The following is a 15459-nucleotide window of genomic DNA, read 5'->3' as shown; positions in this document are numbered from 1 at the left end:
TCCACAGGAATAGTGGATAACTGTACAAAGTTGTTATCTCTCGGTAGGTTACGTCTTTTTTTCTACCTTAAAATATCCCTAAAAATTGACTGAATTTATTTTTTTTATTTTTTTATTAGTATAAAAAATAGACTTTTATAATTTACTTAATAACCGCCTATCAACTTAGTTTTAAACAGGAAAGATCGAGATAAGAAGTAAAATTATGCTCTTTTACTTCGTTTAAGTAGGGTATTTTGCCTAAAAATGGTGCGTTAATATGCTGTTTTAATGTTGCCAGATATTCTTTTTGATATCGCCCCGCAGGTTCAACTTCATTTGCAACCCAGCCAGCCAATGTTAAACCAGACTGAATAATTGCTTGTTGCGTTAATAACGCATGATTAATGCAACCCAATTTAACACCCACAGTCAAAATAACAGGTAGCTTTTCATTGATAACCCAATCAGAGAAAAAATAGTTTTCTGACAGTGGGGTAAACCAACCACCAGCGCCTTCGACTAAAACCCAATCAGCTTGTTGCTTTAAATAAGACAACCCTTCTGACATCACATTAAAATCAATAGGCTGTTTTATTTCTTGGCTAACAATATGTGGCGATGTTGGCGTTTCAAAACAGTAAGGATTAATACGGTGATAATCTAACTTTACTGTACTGAATTTTTGCAGTGTCAGTGCATCTGAATTACGTAAACCTTCATTTAGCCACTCACTTCCCGAAGCAACAGGCTTATAGCCTACGGTTTGATACCCTTGATGCCCCGCACATTGCAATAGTGCACTACTAACTACAGTTTTACCCACTTCTGTATCTGTACCTGTTAAAAACCATGTCTTAGCCATATGATATTTTTCCTATAACAATTTGATAAGTGAGTAAATATTTACCTGATTCTGTTTTCCATACATTTTCTAGCGCACGAAATTTTTGTCGTGTCATCAACCCTTTTTGTCGATCTCCTTGCACAAAATTGGCGCCAACGCCCTTTAAAGAAGCAAACAACGCATGTAATGAATCATAATGTTCTGTAACCGTTTCAGTAGAAAATTGGCAATGAAAGCCACAACACGCTTTCTTAATATCGTGAAGCGATAAAAAAGGATTAACATGCGGATGTTGATCAAGAGATAGCCAAGCCTCTCTGACTTCTTGCAGTGTCAACGTAGTGAGTGTTGAGAAATAAAGTGCACCTTTTTTATTTACTGCTTTCATGAGTGAGTTAATCGCAACAGATAAATCATCACACCATTGCATCGCTAAATTACTAAACACGATATCCACACTTTGTGGCGTAATTGCACAATGCTCGATATCACTTTGTAAGTAACCATCAGCCCGCTGTTGTTGTTTTGCCACTTGTAGCATGGTGTGTGACAGATCAAGTGCAATAACAAACTTGCCTTGTTGTTTCCATTTTTGGCTGAAATATCCTGTTCCGCATCCTGCATCTAAGACAATTTTGCCACTATCATAACGCGCTAAATCCATTAATTTATTACCGCTATAGCGCTGAATATTGGCGTGATTATCGTAATGAACCGCAGCTTTACCAAATGTTTGGGCTATACGTTGTTTATCTGTTTTGACTAAAGAATGCATGAAGCGTCTCGATTAACAGCTTAATATCTGAAAGATGATGGCGAGTGGTTAACGTTATTCGTAAGCGTGCACTTTGAGGCGGTACAGTAGGAGGAAAAATTGCCTTTACCCATAGACCTTTAGATTGCAGATAATCTGAAAGTGTTTGGCATAATTGCTCATCACCGATAATTAATGGCTGAATAGCCGTTTGTGAAGGCAATAATTTAATAGGAAGCGAAACAACACCTTGGCGAAAGGTATCAATTAATTGTTGAAGGTATGCTCGCTCACCATCAGCTTGTTTAATCATATTGAGTGCTGAATGTAACGCAACTGCCTGTGCAGGTGGCATTGATGTACTGTAAATAAGATGGCGTGCGTATTGTTCAAAAAATTCCGCTGTTGACTTGTTACAAAGCACTGCCGCCCCACTGACACCAAAAGCCTTACCAAAAGTCACCACTAATAGCTCAGGTTTGATACCCGCTTCATCACAACTACCTCGACCTTCTTTACCTAAAACACCAATACCGTGTGCGTCATCGACCATTAACCATGCATCATGTTGTCGGCTTATTGTTGCTATTTCTGTTAATGGGGCTTGATCTCCATCCATGCTAAATACCCCTTCTGTAACCACCAAGGTTTTACTAGCCGACGTTTTATTAAGTCGTTGAAATAAAGAATCAGAAGAATTGTGTAAAAAACGCCATAGTATAGCGGGTGATAATACAGCGGCTTCCATTAACGAGGCATGGCAAAGTTTATCCGCAATAATAGCATCGTCTTTTTCAAGTAATGCCGAAATAACACCTTGGTTAGCACTATAACCGGATGAAAATAACAATGCATTATCGTAACCTAGCCAATCTGCAAGATGCTGTTCTAACTGTGCATGAGCTTGTGTAAATCCAGTGATATGCCCTGATCCACCGCTACCTACACCATACTCATCAGCACCTTGTTGCCATGCTTTAATGACGTCCGCATGTTGGCTGATACCTAAATAATCATTACCTGAAAAATTAAGGTACTTTTCACCTGATATTGTGATCAAAAAACGCCCCTTCACCTGTTTGATCACGTTGCGTTTTCGCCATAATGGCGTATTTCTACGCCCATTAAGTTGTTCATCTAAATAGGTTTGCCAACTCATTACAGTGCCGCATTATAAAATTGTTCAGTGTCTTTATTGGCAACCGCTTGCATCAAAGCTTCTTCTTGCTGATTGTCACCCATAGATACTGCTAATCGTTCAGGATTTAAGCCTAATTTACGGAATAATTGGTGATCTTTATCTTCAGTTGGATTGGTTGTTGTTAACAATTTGCAACCATAAAAAATAGAGTTCGCTCCAGCCATAAAGCAGAATGCTTGTGTTTGTTCACTCATTTGCTCACGACCGGCAGAAAGGCGTACATAAGAGCGAGGCATCATGATACGAGCAACGGCGATAGTACGAATAAAATCAAAGGGATCGACATCTTCATTATCAGCTAATGGCGTACCTTTAATTTTGGCTAACATATTAATCGGCACACTTTCTGGCGGTTGTGGCAAATTGGCTAATTGCACCAACATTGCAGCGCGATCTTTAACTTCCTCGCCTAACCCTAAAATTCCGCCAGAACACACTTTAATACCCGCATTGCGCACTTTATCAAGCGTATCTAAGCGATCTTGATAGGTCCGTGTTGTCACAATACTGCCGTAAAATTCAGGTGAGGTATCAAGGTTGTGGTTATAAAAATCCAGCCCTGCATCTGCTAATCGGTTAGCTTGTGAATCATCTAACTTCCCCAAAGTCATACAGGTTTCCATGCCTAATGCTTTGACTTCTTTCACCATCTGTTCAAGATAAGGCATGTCACGTTCATGCGGGTTTTTCCAAGCTGCTCCCATACAAAAACGCGTTGAACCCGCTGCTTTCGCTTTTTTTGCTGATTCAATCACTTGCTGCACTTCCATTAAACGCTCTTTTTCTAATCCGGTTTTATAGCGCGCACTTTGAGCACAATATTTACAATCTTCAGGACAAGCTCCTGTTTTGATAGAAAGCAATGTACTGACTTGGATCTGTGAAGGGTCAAAATGTTGACGATGCACTTGTTGTGCTTGAAAAACCAAATCTAAAAATGGCATATCAAACAGTGCTCTGGCTTCTTTTAATGTCCAGCGTTTTAATGTGCTCACAATACAATCTCCTGTTTAAAAGTGATTGCCAGTTTAAATAATAGGGTTATCATGTCAACTAAAATTGATCACCATTGGTTTACATGATTAAGTGAAAAATAGAATGACACCTGAAGATATCGCTTTCGATTTACGCCACATTTGGCATCCATACACCTCGATGAGTAATCCGTTACCTGCTTACCCTATCGTCAGTGCAAAAGGCGTTGAATTAGTCTTGGCTGATGGTAGAAAACTAATTGATGGAATGTCTTCATGGTGGGCTGCAATTCATGGATATAATCACCCAGAACTTAATAATGCCGTTACAACACAGCTAAGCAATATGTCTCATGTGATGTTTGGTGGCATTACTCATCCCCCAGCAGTATCACTTTGTCGTAAATTATTGGCGATAACACCAGAGCCTCTTGAATGTATATTCTTAGCAGACTCAGGTTCAGTTGCTGTTGAAGTCGCACTGAAAATGGCCTTGCAATTTTGGCAGGCTAAAGGTGAAAAACGTCAACGTATTGTGGCGCTAAAGCAGGGCTATCATGGTGATACTTTTGGCGCGATGTCAGTGTGTGATCCAGATAACTCCATGCACAGTCTGTACAAAGGTTACTTGCCTAATCATCTCTTTGTGGATGCACCCAAAACAGGCTTTTATGAAGAATGGGATCCCACTGATATCCACTCATTACACTCAACACTAGAGCAACATCATCAAGAAATTGCCGCCGTTATGCTTGAACCCATTGTTCAAGGCGCGGGTGGAATGCGAATTTATCATCCTGAATATTTGAAACACGCAAGAGCATTGTGTACTGAATTTGATGTGTTATTAATTGCAGATGAAATTGCCACGGGTTTTGGCCGAACAGGTAAGCTTTTTGCTTGTGAGCACGCTGGAATTTCTCCTGATATTATGTGTGTAGGTAAAGCCTTAACGGGCGGTTATATGACCTTATCTGCTACCTTAACTACACGTCATATTGCCGAAACCATCAGCCAAGGTGATGCAGGATGCTTTATGCATGGCCCTACTTATATGGGAAATCCTTTAGCTTGTGCTGTTGCTGATGCCAGTTTGTCTCTAATAGAAAAAGGCGATTGGGTAAATCAAGTTGCACGACTTGAAGCCCAACTTAAAAAAGAGCTCCTGCCATTAAAACAGGTAAAAAGTGTCAAAGATGTGCGAGTGTTAGGTGCGATTGGTGTGGTCGAAATGAACGAGCCCGTTAATATGGCAAAATTACAAAAAATCTTTGTAGAAGAAGGGGTTTGGATCAGACCTTTTGGTAAGCTGATTTATATTATGCCACCATTTATTATGCCACCAGCAAGCCTGACTAAACTCACTCAAGCTATTGAGAAAGTGGTTAATCTCTCATAAATCTTTCATTCAAATAAACCTCTAGTAAGGTAATGTTTTGCTAGAGGTTTTCAGTAACTTTTATACTGTGATAGTTATTTCGTCACAACAGTAACCCACATTGCGCCTTTACCTACTGGATAACACGCTAATTCTGTTAAGGCACCCGTATGTTTATCAATACGAGAAACAGATGCAAAATCTGATTTTTGACCACAAGAAATCAAGTAATTACCTGTATTATCAAGATTAAAACCACGAGGCTGTGTTTGTGTTGGATAATAACCTACAGGTTGTAGATAATCGCCAGCCTCAGAGATTGCCATCGCACAAATAAAGCTTTCAGAGCGTTCGCTAGCATAAAGAAAACGCCCATCAGGCGTGATATGAATATCTGATGCCCAACGAGTACTGTTAAATGTTTCAGGAACAATATCAACCGTTTGCATTAAACGGTATAAATCCCCCATGCGACGATAAACATTGATTGTCGCATCTAATTCATTAAGGCAATAAAACACATTACCATTAGGATGGAATGCCATATGACGAGGCCCTGCATTTTGTGCTGTTGTCAGCTCTTCAGTACCTGCTTCTGTTAAACGCCCTTCTTCTGATAAATTAAATAAACGAATATGATCTTCACCTAAACAAGGCACAATCAGTTGTTTATTATTCCAATCAATATTAGATGAGTGAGGTTTATTTAATCCTTCAATAATTTGGATAGGTGATTGAGGGATCCCCTTATCATTAATAGGTAAAACAGCTAAATTACCTTGATGATAAGAAGGTACAAATAAGAAACGCCCCGTTTTATCTAAGCATAAATGAACAGGAGTACTTGGAATGGAAGTGATAGCCTTTTGTTCTAACTGACCATCGGCAGCAATCGCAAATGTCACCACACTAAAATGAGGTCGAATACCGACATAAAGGTATTTTCCATCTGCACTTGCAATCATCGGTTGTACTTGCCCTGCAATCTCTACAACCTGCAATAAATCCATTTCACCTTCAGCGTTTAATGCATAAACATGGATTTGTTGACTCTCTGGACTTGCTACGTAGACTACCTGTTTCATCCCTTCTCCTTAAAATCGATTACCCATTGATTTATAAAGAATAATAGAGTAACTAACGATAACCTGTCACGATTAAGCTAGTTTATCTTTTATTAGTTAACGTGTACCATCAGTAACATTGCATCTTAATACTATCAAGGGGCTTATTTATGTCATATCGCGTTATTGCATTGGATCTTGATGGCACACTGCTTGATGACCAAAAACGTATCCTGCCAGAATCTTTAGAAGCACTCAATCTTGCAAGAAAAGCAGGCGTTAAAGTCTTAATTGTAACAGGTCGTCATCATGTTGCTATCCATCCATTCTATCAGGCACTCGATCTTGACACCCCTGCAATTTGCTGTAATGGGACTTACCTTTATGACTATATTGGTAAAAAAGTACTGGAATCCGATCCATTAACCACTCAAGAAACCAGAGCAGTATTAGATCTCGTTAAGCAAACAAATGTACACCATTTAGTTTATGCTGACGATGCAATGATGTACGACCAACTTACTGCAGCAGTACAACGCACTCTTAATTGGGCAGATACCCTTCCCATTGCACAGCGCCCCAATCTCGTTAAAGTCGATGATTTTTATAAAGCAATGCATGATGTTAATGCCATTTGGAAAATTGCCACAACAACGCCTGCTCACGATGAACTACACGCATTAGTTGAAAAAATTGAACAACAAGTCGGCTTAGAGTGTGAATGGTCTTGGGTTGATCAAGTTGATATCGCTAAAAAAGGCAACAGTAAAGGTCGTCGTTTGCAACGCTGGGTTGAAGCGAATGGGATGAATATGAGTGATGTTATTGCCTTTGGTGATAATTTTAATGATCTTAGCATGTTAGAACATGTTGGTTTAGGTGTTGCAATGGGTAATGCTTCAGATGAAGTGAAAGCACGTGCGAAAATGGTCACCAAAGTGAATTCGCAGCCGGGTATTGCAGAAACTATTCACAAATATATTTTGTCTTAGTTTTATTTTTACCTCCCCAAAAGGAAAAGACCTCATTTAAAATGAGGTCTTTTTTATCAGCACATATAACGAATGAATCAAAGATGGCGGCTTAGGGAAATACTCTTAATTTGCGCATAAAGCCATTGCCCTTCTTGAATATTCAATTCATCTTTTGCCCAAGGCGTGATCCTTGCCCATAAATAATTACCATCATTGACAAGCTTTACATCGACTTGACCATCATTTTTAATGGTTTCAACCACTTTCATATGCAAAATATTACGAATACTGCTATTTGATGGACGACTCGTGGTTAATGACACATCAGAAGCATCAATACGGACACGCACATCACGACCAATTTTAGCCTCGATTTGAGGTAACCACAGCACTTGGTTACCAAAAGCCGTTGCTGTCATATCGTAATGACTATGGTGTTCTACCACCATCACATTGGCGATACTGCTTAATGTCTCTTTTTGTAACCATGGACGTAATGCACTGCTTGCCCATACATCTTCCAGCTTACCTGTCGCCTTAATTTTTCCTGCATCCATCACAATAACGTTATCTGCAAGTCGAATAATTTCATCAAGACTATGGCTCACATACAAAATAGGAATTTGTACATCTTGTGAGAGCTTTTCTAAATACGGCAGTAACTCGCGTTTACGCGGTAAATCAAGCGAGGCTAACGGCTCGTCCATTAGCATAATATCTGGCGCTGTTAACAATGCTCGCCCTATGGCAACACGCTGTTTTTCACCACCTGATAGTGTTATCGGGAAACGTGAGAGTAAATGTTCGATACCTAACAAATGAATAATGCGATCAAACTGCACTTTCATTGTTGGAGACATACCATAAAGCAAATTTCCTCTTACTGTATAATGAGGAAACAGTCTAGCATCTTGGAATACATAACCCACTTTACGTTTTTCAGGTGGCAGATAAATCTTCTTTTCAGTATCAACCAGTGTGTGATTATTTAATACGATGCGCCCTGAATCGGGTTTGGTTAAGCCACCAATTACATTAATCAGTGAGGTTTTACCCGCGCCAGATAAACCAAAAACTGCAGTAATACTTTCTGTTGGCAGTTCAGTATTGACTTCCAGACGCAGTGATCCTAACGTCTGTTTAAAATTCATCTCTAGCATACGCCCCCCAATCTTTTACGACCCCAACGAGTTAGCCACTCTGAAGCCATTAAAGAGACGAGCGCCAAAATAATTGCAATGACACATAAACGGGCAGCATCCATTTCCGCACCGGGTGTTTCAATCAAAGTATACATTGCCAGAGGGATAGTTCTTGTTTCCCCTGGAATATTGGAGACGAAAGTGATTGTTGCGCCAAATTCTCCCAATGAGCGCGCAAATGCCAACACAATGCCTGCGATGATCCCTGGCATAGACAAAGGTAACGTTATGGTAAAAAAGACACGCAATGGTGAAGCACCTAAAGTTCTCGCTGCTTGTTCCATTCGTTGATCGACGGCTTCTAATGCTAATCTGATCGCTCTTACCATCAATGGAAATGCAACCACTGCAGATGCAAGTGCTGCGCCTCGCCAACTAAAGGTAAAGCTAAAACCAAACCAGTCATATAACCATTCACCAATAAATCCACGCCTACCCATACTGATCAGTAAAAGATAACCGACTACAACAGGAGGTAGAACTAAAGGTAAATGGATAATGCTATCAAGCAATGATTTACCGGGAAAACGTACCCTAACTAAAAGCCAAGCCATAAAAATACCAAAAGGTAGACTAATAATAACTGCAACAGTCGATACCTTAAGGCTTAGTATGATGGCTTGCCATTCGTATTCACTTAACATCTCCAAAAGTATAATTCCTACAGTGGACTAAAGCCGTATTTCTTAAAGATTTCTGCGGCTTGAGGTGTTTTCAGATAGTCATAAAAATCACGAACTGCTTTATTGTCCTGACCTTTTACAACTGCCATTGGATACTCAACAGGTTTGTGGCTATCAGCTGGGAATACGCCGACCACTTTCACTTTATCACTCGCAACCGCATCAGAACCGTATACGATACCTAATGGTGCTTCATCACGTTCAACCAGCGCCATACCGCTACGCACGTTATTAGTACGAGCCATATCTGGGCTTACTGTATCCCATGCACCTAAATATTCTAATGATTCTTTTGCATAGATACCAACAGGCACATGGTCCGGATCGCCAACAGCAAGTTTTCCACCATTAAGTAAGGATTTCCATTTGGTTTCCTTATTAATAACAACGTCATTTAATTTGCTATCTTTAGGGGCAATGAGTACTAAATCATTACCTAATAGTGTATGGCGTGAATCCGCAACCATTAAATCTTTATCGATTACGTAATCCATCCACTGCTGATCTGCTGAAATAAACAGATTTGCAGGTGCACCTTGCTCAATTTGACGAGCCAATGTTGAAGAAGATGCATAAGATGCAACCACTTCAGTTTTCTTTTCTTGCTTATATTGTGCCGAAATTTCATTAAGAGCATTGGTAAGAGAAGCGGCAGCAAATACCGTTACTTTTTCCGATGCGAAACTTTGACTCACTAAAGCAAAAGAGATAACCGCACCAGCAAGTAACTTACCTGATAATTTTTTCATGTTCTAATTCCACTTAAATTAAGGATAACCACGCTGTATATATCAAGATATAGCGTGAAATGAAAGGATTAGATGTTAGAAACTGGTTATATATCAATAAATATAACCATAAAAATAGAGGCAAAAAATAGAGATAGAAGCGCAATAAACAACACAACAATATGAAATGAGTGAATAGATACTCTAAATAATTCAAGTCACAGCTAGGCGACAAGTGAATGAGTCACTGGGAGCATACATAAGTATGTGACAGTGCGAATGAACACAGTAAACAACGCTGTGGCTTGAAGTATGACGAATATGGCGAGTAAAAAAATAGCCCTTTAAGATAAAGGGCTATTCTAAATCAGGAAGGGAAAATTATGATTTTTTGTCTGCTTTTGGCTGACTTGGTGAAATCAAGTTAAACACTTCACCTAAACCATAAATGATGCCCATAATAAGTACCATTACAACAGGTACCATCAAGAGAGCGAACCCTAAACTTTTCAATAATTCAAGCATGATAACCTCTTTATCATGGTATATTCGGAAAGCCAGAGTTGGCATTTCTTCACGAATAACGAATAATAACGCTATAGTTGTATATATTCTAGAGAATTATCGCTTTGTGTCGGCACAAAAAATGCGATAAACACACAAAAAAGAAGAAGCCTATCATTATGCAAGCAGAAATATTATTAACACTTAAACTTCAAGATAAGCTCTTTGCCGATCCTCGTCGTATTGCATTATTAAAACAGATCAAAGCGACAGGTTCTATTAGCCAAGGGGCAAAAATGGCAGGCATTAGTTATAAAAGTGCTTGGGATGCCATCAATGAAATGAATCAACTCGCAGACGAACTTCTTGTTGATAGAGCAACAGGGGGGAAAGGTGGTGGCGGTGCAACACTGACACATTATTGTGAGCGTTTACTTCAACTTTACGATCTGCTAGGTCAAATTCAGCAAAAAGCCTTTGATGTATTGAAAGACGACTCACTTCCTCTTGATAGCCTGTTAGCAGCTATTTCTCGTTTCTCATTACAAACCAGCGCAAGAAACCAATTTTTCGGTACCATTATTGAGCGTGATAACTTACAAGTTCAGCAACATGTTAATGTTCAACTGTCTGATAAAAAAACCATCATTCATGCAGCCTTAACGGAAAAAAGTGCAGATCGCCTAGGGCTTAAAAAAGGTAAAGAAGTACTGATCTTAATTAAAGCGCCATGGGTCAATATTGAAAAAGGCTCATCTTTAACACAGCAATATGACAATGCCTTGTCAGGTACACTAACTCAAATTGAGACGGGCAATGAAAACAGTGAATTAGTAGTGACATTAGAAGGTGGACAAGAAGTGTGTGCCACCTGTTCTAATCAGCATGTTAAAGAGCAAAATTTACATATTAATGACAGCGTAACGGCTTTGTTTAATGCCGATCAGGTCATTATTGCCACACTGTGTTAATTATTAGCATGGTTGCTTTTTATTAAAAAATAAAACCATCACTTAGTTAGTGTTTTAGTAAAAATATTAAGTGATGGTTTTTATAGATCATTCAACATAATAAAAAATCACCTTACCCATAATTAGCATAAGGTGATTTTATTTAGAACCCATTTAAACTCTACGACTAATACAACGTGTAAATGCTTCTTTTATTGAAGCACCTAAGGCCTCGTCACTACAATTGGTTTTTAATGTAATAATTGCACTGTTATATATAATTTATTAATCTAATATTCCATCTATAAACTATCATTTAATTATCTCATTATTTGATAAAGCAATAATCTCTTTCATATAACGATGATATTGTTTCCCCTTTTTCATAATAGCATAATCTTTAATTGATAAAATATCCGTATGGTTAATAGAATCATTTAACCTCGACACTTCAATAAAAATAACATCCTTGCTATTAACTAAGTAAGTATAAACATCCTCTAATTGTTCTATCATATGATATAAACAATATGCTGATTTCAATGATGGAAATACTTTTTTAAGGTACGGAATAATAATTTTATTTTCTGAATCCTTAAATTTTAAAAAAGCTTCATTTGTCATCATTTTATTTCCCCAGTGGTAGTAGTTATTAAATTTCCATTTTTATCTGTGAGCATAGTAATTATGTTAGTTGGCTGTTTACTAAATTTATCAATTCCTATATTTTTATCAAGCCGAATCACTCTTTCATACAAAATATCAATACCATTGGTGTTTTTATTATATGATTCTCTCGTTTTATTAATAGGAATCTTAATGACAGCAGGACTTAATAATATATCTTTAATTTCCTGTTCAGGAAGCGTAAATTGGCTAGCATTTTGCGCTCCTGAAAAATGACGTTTTTGTACATGCAACCAACCTGATTCAAAATCTCCCACTTTAATATTAATCCTAGATTGAACAATAGGATGGTCTAATTCATTTTTAGAAACTACTGTTTTGGCTCCATTAGATACTTTATATCCATTCGTAGTTACTCCTGTATATATTATAATTTCCCTGTTGTTGATTATTTCAATAGCTTTTTTATTTGCTGCTATTAATAATTTTTCTTGTTCTACTATCGGTTTTATAGCAGTAATATTTAATTTACCCGACGTCATTAAAGACTTTGAGCTATTAGCTAACATGCTAGAGAAAGCTTTAGTACTTTCTTCTGAACTTGCTAATACCTTATAACCGCTGCCAAAAGTGACGCCTGCTATTGCTGCTTCTGGAGCCGATATCCCAGCAATATTAATACCTAGCTGATTAGCACAATAAACCCAGTTAGCTTTACATGTATTAAATGCAACTTGAGCAATAGCAATAAGTTCTGGTGTTGCTGCAATAACCGTATGACCAGCAATAAAACTTGCACTTCCTCCTAAACCAAGCGCGATTGCAATCATTCCTGCATTTTGTCGATTGACAACTCTTTCTGTTGCAGCAACATCTCCTTTCGAAGCAGCGATCATATCCTTATTATTTTCTAAAGCTAAGTTAGAAAGCATATGCTCACTGTAATTATGCCGATAAACTAATTCCGCAGAATTAGCCGCAGAAAATACGCCCTCAGGCTTACGAGTTACAATAGCGCCTGTCAGTGCACCTATTAATTTAGTGAGCTGTGTTTTTCCTTCATTGCCATGCATTGCCTCTTGAATTAATGCAACTTGTCTGTCAGTTTCATTTAAATAACTAGGCTCAAATAATTTACTTTGTAGCGATATCGCCGCTATCTCTGCCGCCAAGGCGCCTGCTACAGCTCCTGTAACACTGCCTCCTGCAATTTCTGCACTAATACCTGCAACGACACCATGACTTAACACCTTTCCCGCATGCCCTAATACGGCACCGTTATCACCAATTAGATTGGCACCTTCTGCATGGAATTGACTGCCAATATTGCTTAATAACGCGGTTTTAAAATTATCAATAAAACTACCGCCTTGAATTGCCGTACCCAGTGTTGAGCTAACAACTGAATGCGAGGCGACACGCTGTGCAACTTGATTCCATTGATTATTCTTTTTGGGCTTTAATATCCGCAGATATGCCTTTAGGGGCATCAATTGTGAGCTTTACAGCAATATAAAGCTCAGGTTATTACTGCTATTCTTTATTAATTATTAATATGATTAGTTTTATTAAAAAATAAAACCATCACTTGCTAATTATTTTAATAAATAATATTAAGTGATGTTTTTTAATTTAGAAGAATATTTTTATTAAAGAATAAAAAATTAAAATTATTTACTCTGAATACATGCGAGTAAAATAATCGCTAATTTTATTGTTATCGAGCAATCTATCTTTGGTAAAATCAAGACTATCAGAGACTACAATATATTTTCTTAGCTCTTCAGGAATGTCCTCTATCGTTGCATAAATAGTTGGAACAATAAAACGAAAATAGTCACCCATTTTGGTTTTTCCTTCATATCCTACTGGATGGTCTTCATATAATTCATTAAGGGCTTCAAAAAGAAACATTCCAATCTTTTTAATTCAAAATCAAATTATTTAATTATTTTAGTATCCATTACCTAAAATTTACATATATATTACATTTCAATTTTACAGGATTCTCACTTTCGTTAAATTAAAATTTCTTAGTAGTACACCGACTAAATGCAAGACGAATACCCGAACCTATCTCATCAAATGAGCTATCTAACGATAAAATAAGCTTATGGGATGCCCCAATTCCTTCCCACCCTTCAAGACTTGAATGGTAAGAAGGTGAAATTAATATTTTGTTATTAGAAAGATAAATAGAACAGTTTAGCATATTAGCTAAAAGTTGGCGTTTTGAGCGATAATCATATTTATACCGTAATAATTCTAACCATGAATTCCAGTTTTTTTTATATTTTCCTTTTTAAAGAGTTTATCATATTCCTCATCTTTGAGCTGAGTTCGACTATTTTCTAAAACTTTAATTAAACTTTCACCAAGCTTCTTATTTGAACACGTTAAAGAAAGTATAATTGATGAAAAATTCGGATCGATTGTCATTAGCCCATAGCCAGATTCAGTATTTAAGCAAAAAAATTTATCTGTCATTACTATCAAAGCACAATACTCATTATCGTTAATAAACGTCATCATTTTACCTGCGTTATTTTTATTTCAATATTCATACTTTTTCCATAAGCTACCGCACGGTTAATTTCAATCCATTGAGCCTTTGTTGTCGATTGTGGTACGGCAAGCCAAATTTCTCGTTTTGCTATCATTTCTGAATGTAAATTGACTCCTGACAATCTATGACCTTCAAATTTTGCAACATCATCTATATTACCTTTAATTGTATTATAAATTTGTTTTGGTCGATTAAGTTTACTCATCGTTTGAGTATCTAGGCTTTTTGCACTTATTGCTACTTTATCTCATCATCAGAATACCCCTTTATTTTATGGATATTGATAAGAATTTCTGGATAGATAGAATGTAAATCATTTATTAATTGATTATTTTTCATAAATAAACTCATATGATAAAAAATCACCTTACACATCATTAGAATAAGGTGATTTTATTTATAACCCATTTAAACTATATAATTTTACATCATTAGATTTCAATCAACTCACCAATAAAATCATATTTTAAAATATTATTTATATTCTTTCTTGTTGATTTATCTATTAAATACATTAGATAATCATTAAAATCCCAATGAGTATTTTTTATCACTTCTTCATTTTCATCATACTGATAAACTTTATTTGGATTATCTGAATAAGTTAATAAAAATAGATATTGCGTTTCTGACTCTATCGAAAAAAAGAAAGGTTTTTGATCTAATAAATCGTGTTTTTGTATGCCACAAAGCTCAGAACAACTACCTATTTGAAACTGCACATGATCTCTAACAGAGAAACTATTACGGTAAAATAACAACGAGGAATCACCAAAGAAACCACCACTGCAACGCCCCATACAACTTAGAAAATCATATAATTGCTCTGTTACATTAATACGATATAAACGTTCAATTTTTCTTATCTCATCATCAGAATACCCCTTTATTTTATGGATATTGATAAGAAGTTCTGGATAGATAGAATGTAAATGATTTATTAATTGATTATTACTCATAGATAAATTCATATAATAAAAAACCACCTTACACATAATTAGCATAAGGTGGTTTTATTTAGTATCCAT

Annotated in this window: 17 protein-coding genes and 2 pseudogenes; 3 read left to right on the top strand and 16 right to left on the bottom strand. The window is 36.9% G+C overall.

Translation table 11 applies throughout. From position 1 onward, the window contains the following. Positions 1-160: 160 nt before the first annotated feature. The 4 genes from bioD to bioB are packed head-to-tail and all read right to left on the bottom strand — an operon-like array spanning position 161 to position 3776. The gene (gene bioD / locus GWI59_RS10770) at positions 161-844 is read right to left on the bottom strand and encodes a dethiobiotin synthase (RefSeq protein ID WP_006537597.1); all 684 of its coding nucleotides are present in this window, start codon (positions 842-844) and stop codon (positions 161-163) included. Continuing rightward, positions 837-1601 (bottom strand): malonyl-ACP O-methyltransferase BioC, encoded by a 765-nt coding sequence (gene bioC, locus GWI59_RS10765; protein ID WP_006537598.1) that lies wholly within the window; start codon positions 1599-1601, stop codon positions 837-839. The genes bioD and bioC overlap by 8 nt, the downstream gene beginning before the upstream one ends. Then, the gene (gene bioF, locus GWI59_RS10760) at positions 1576-2739 is read right to left on the bottom strand and encodes an 8-amino-7-oxononanoate synthase (RefSeq protein WP_006537599.1); all 1164 of its coding nucleotides are present in this window, start codon (positions 2737-2739) and stop codon (positions 1576-1578) included. Before bioF ends, bioC begins: the two co-directional genes overlap by 26 nt. Then, the gene (gene bioB / locus GWI59_RS10755) at positions 2739-3776 is read right to left on the bottom strand and encodes a biotin synthase BioB (protein WP_072062897.1); all 1038 of its coding nucleotides are present in this window, start codon (positions 3774-3776) and stop codon (positions 2739-2741) included. Before bioB ends, bioF begins: the two co-directional genes overlap by 1 nt. A gap of 103 nt (positions 3777-3879) precedes the next feature. Between bioB and bioA the strand changes: the two genes are divergently transcribed. Beyond that, positions 3880-5154, top strand: coding sequence for an adenosylmethionine--8-amino-7-oxononanoate transaminase (gene bioA, locus GWI59_RS10750; RefSeq protein ID WP_161724622.1), 1275 nt, complete (start codon positions 3880-3882; stop codon positions 5152-5154). A 74-nt stretch (positions 5155-5228) separates the two neighbouring features. Here bioA and pgl read toward each other — a convergent pair whose 3' ends face one another. Continuing rightward, positions 5229-6218, bottom strand: coding sequence for a 6-phosphogluconolactonase (pgl, locus tag GWI59_RS10745; RefSeq protein ID WP_006537604.1), 990 nt, complete (start codon positions 6216-6218; stop codon positions 5229-5231). Between the two features lie 149 nt (positions 6219-6367). Between pgl and GWI59_RS10740 the strand changes: the two genes are divergently transcribed. Next, the gene (locus GWI59_RS10740; RefSeq protein WP_006537605.1) at positions 6368-7189 is read left to right on the top strand and encodes a pyridoxal phosphatase; all 822 of its coding nucleotides are present in this window, start codon (positions 6368-6370) and stop codon (positions 7187-7189) included. 77 nt (positions 7190-7266) lie between these two features. On the opposite strand, the gene modC is transcribed toward GWI59_RS10740, so the two are convergent. The 4 genes from modC to GWI59_RS10720 form a co-directional block, all read right to left on the bottom strand. Further along, positions 7267-8331, bottom strand: a complete 1065-nt coding sequence (gene modC / locus GWI59_RS10735; protein WP_006537606.1) for a molybdenum ABC transporter ATP-binding protein ModC — start codon at positions 8329-8331, stop codon at positions 7267-7269. After that, on the bottom strand, positions 8325-9017 hold the full coding sequence (gene modB / locus GWI59_RS10730; RefSeq protein ID WP_006537607.1) for a molybdate ABC transporter permease subunit: 693 nt from the start codon (positions 9015-9017) through the stop codon (positions 8325-8327). The genes modC and modB overlap by 7 nt, the downstream gene beginning before the upstream one ends. Before the next feature lie 17 nt (positions 9018-9034). Continuing rightward, positions 9035-9805 (bottom strand): molybdate ABC transporter substrate-binding protein, encoded by a 771-nt coding sequence (modA, locus tag GWI59_RS10725; protein ID WP_072062901.1) that lies wholly within the window; start codon positions 9803-9805, stop codon positions 9035-9037. Between the two features lie 360 nt (positions 9806-10165). After that, positions 10166-10309 carry an AcrZ family multidrug efflux pump-associated protein gene (locus GWI59_RS10720; protein ID WP_071788544.1) on the bottom strand — a complete coding sequence of 48 codons (144 nt, stop codon included), beginning with the start codon at positions 10307-10309 and terminating at the stop codon, positions 10166-10168. 158 nt (positions 10310-10467) lie between these two features. Here GWI59_RS10720 and modE point away from each other — a divergent pair, with 158 nt between their 5' ends. Beyond that, the gene (modE, locus tag GWI59_RS10715) at positions 10468-11259 is read left to right on the top strand and encodes a molybdenum-dependent transcriptional regulator (protein ID WP_161724619.1); all 792 of its coding nucleotides are present in this window, start codon (positions 10468-10470) and stop codon (positions 11257-11259) included. A gap of 153 nt (positions 11260-11412) precedes the next feature. Here modE and GWI59_RS17715 read toward each other — a convergent pair. From GWI59_RS17715 to GWI59_RS10680, 7 genes and pseudogenes are all read right to left on the bottom strand, one after another. Further along, positions 11413-11511: pseudogene (locus GWI59_RS17715) on the bottom strand (contact-dependent growth inhibition system immunity protein); the annotation flags it as partial. A 39-nt stretch (positions 11512-11550) separates the two neighbouring features. Beyond that, positions 11551-11865 (bottom strand): hypothetical protein, encoded by a 315-nt coding sequence (locus GWI59_RS10710; RefSeq protein ID WP_237612107.1) that lies wholly within the window; start codon positions 11863-11865, stop codon positions 11551-11553. Then, the gene (locus tag GWI59_RS10705; RefSeq protein ID WP_237612106.1) at positions 11862-13355 is read right to left on the bottom strand and encodes a DUF637 domain-containing protein; all 1494 of its coding nucleotides are present in this window, start codon (positions 13353-13355) and stop codon (positions 11862-11864) included. The genes GWI59_RS10710 and GWI59_RS10705 overlap by 4 nt, the downstream gene beginning before the upstream one ends. A gap of 184 nt (positions 13356-13539) precedes the next feature. Beyond that, positions 13540-13710: a hypothetical protein gene (locus GWI59_RS10700; protein ID WP_157955970.1), complete on the bottom strand. Its 171-nt coding sequence runs from the start codon at positions 13708-13710 to the stop codon at positions 13540-13542. 178 nt (positions 13711-13888) lie between these two features. Continuing rightward, positions 13889-14352 (bottom strand): annotated as a pseudogene (locus tag GWI59_RS17710) (contact-dependent growth inhibition system immunity protein). A 41-nt stretch (positions 14353-14393) separates the two neighbouring features. Continuing rightward, positions 14394-14666, bottom strand: a complete 273-nt coding sequence (locus tag GWI59_RS10685; protein WP_322975547.1) for a hypothetical protein — start codon at positions 14664-14666, stop codon at positions 14394-14396. Positions 14667-14862: 196 nt separating this feature from the next. Continuing rightward, complete coding sequence (locus GWI59_RS10680) at positions 14863-15390, bottom strand: SMI1/KNR4 family protein (protein ID WP_161669920.1); 528 nt, start codon at positions 15388-15390, stop codon at positions 14863-14865. Between the last annotated feature and the right edge of the window lie 69 nt (positions 15391-15459).

Origin of the sequence: Proteus sp. G2673, from assembly GCF_009915125.1 — a bacterium.
Classification (GTDB): Bacteria; Pseudomonadota; Gammaproteobacteria; order Enterobacterales; family Enterobacteriaceae; genus Proteus; species Proteus penneri.
The sequence above is the reverse complement of the archived record's forward strand: the minus strand, read 5'-3'. Positions and strand labels throughout refer to the sequence as shown.

Bases quoted from the DNA above. Each gene is read 5' to 3' on its own strand.
- GWI59_RS10720 (WP_071788544.1), bottom strand. From the start codon at position 10,309: ATGCTTGAATTATTGAAAAGTTTAGGGTTCGCTCTCTTGATGGTACCT.
- modA (WP_072062901.1), bottom strand. From the start codon at position 9,805: ATGAAAAAATTATCAGGTAAGTTACTTGCTGGTGCGGTTATCTCTTTT.
- bioD (WP_006537597.1), bottom strand. From the start codon at position 844: ATGGCTAAGACATGGTTTTTAACAGGTACAGATACAGAAGTGGGTAAA.
- GWI59_RS10705 (WP_237612106.1), bottom strand. From the start codon at position 13,355: ATGCCCCTAAAGGCATATCTGCGGATATTAAAGCCCAAAAAGAATAAT.
- GWI59_RS10710 (WP_237612107.1), bottom strand. From the start codon at position 11,865: ATGATGACAAATGAAGCTTTTTTAAAATTTAAGGATTCAGAAAATAAA.
- GWI59_RS10740 (WP_006537605.1), top strand. From the start codon at position 6,368: ATGTCATATCGCGTTATTGCATTGGATCTTGATGGCACACTGCTTGAT.
- pgl (WP_006537604.1), bottom strand. From the start codon at position 6,218: ATGAAACAGGTAGTCTACGTAGCAAGTCCAGAGAGTCAACAAATCCAT.
- bioA (WP_161724622.1), top strand. From the start codon at position 3,880: ATGACACCTGAAGATATCGCTTTCGATTTACGCCACATTTGGCATCCA.
- modE (WP_161724619.1), top strand. From the start codon at position 10,468: ATGCAAGCAGAAATATTATTAACACTTAAACTTCAAGATAAGCTCTTT.
- bioF (WP_006537599.1), bottom strand. From the start codon at position 2,739: ATGAGTTGGCAAACCTATTTAGATGAACAACTTAATGGGCGTAGAAAT.
- GWI59_RS10680 (WP_161669920.1), bottom strand. From the start codon at position 15,390: ATGAGTAATAATCAATTAATAAATCATTTACATTCTATCTATCCAGAA.
- bioC (WP_006537598.1), bottom strand. From the start codon at position 1,601: ATGCATTCTTTAGTCAAAACAGATAAACAACGTATAGCCCAAACATTT.
- modC (WP_006537606.1), bottom strand. From the start codon at position 8,331: ATGCTAGAGATGAATTTTAAACAGACGTTAGGATCACTGCGTCTGGAA.
- modB (WP_006537607.1), bottom strand. From the start codon at position 9,017: ATGTTAAGTGAATACGAATGGCAAGCCATCATACTAAGCCTTAAGGTA.
- GWI59_RS10700 (WP_157955970.1), bottom strand. From the start codon at position 13,710: ATGGGTGACTATTTTCGTTTTATTGTTCCAACTATTTATGCAACGATA.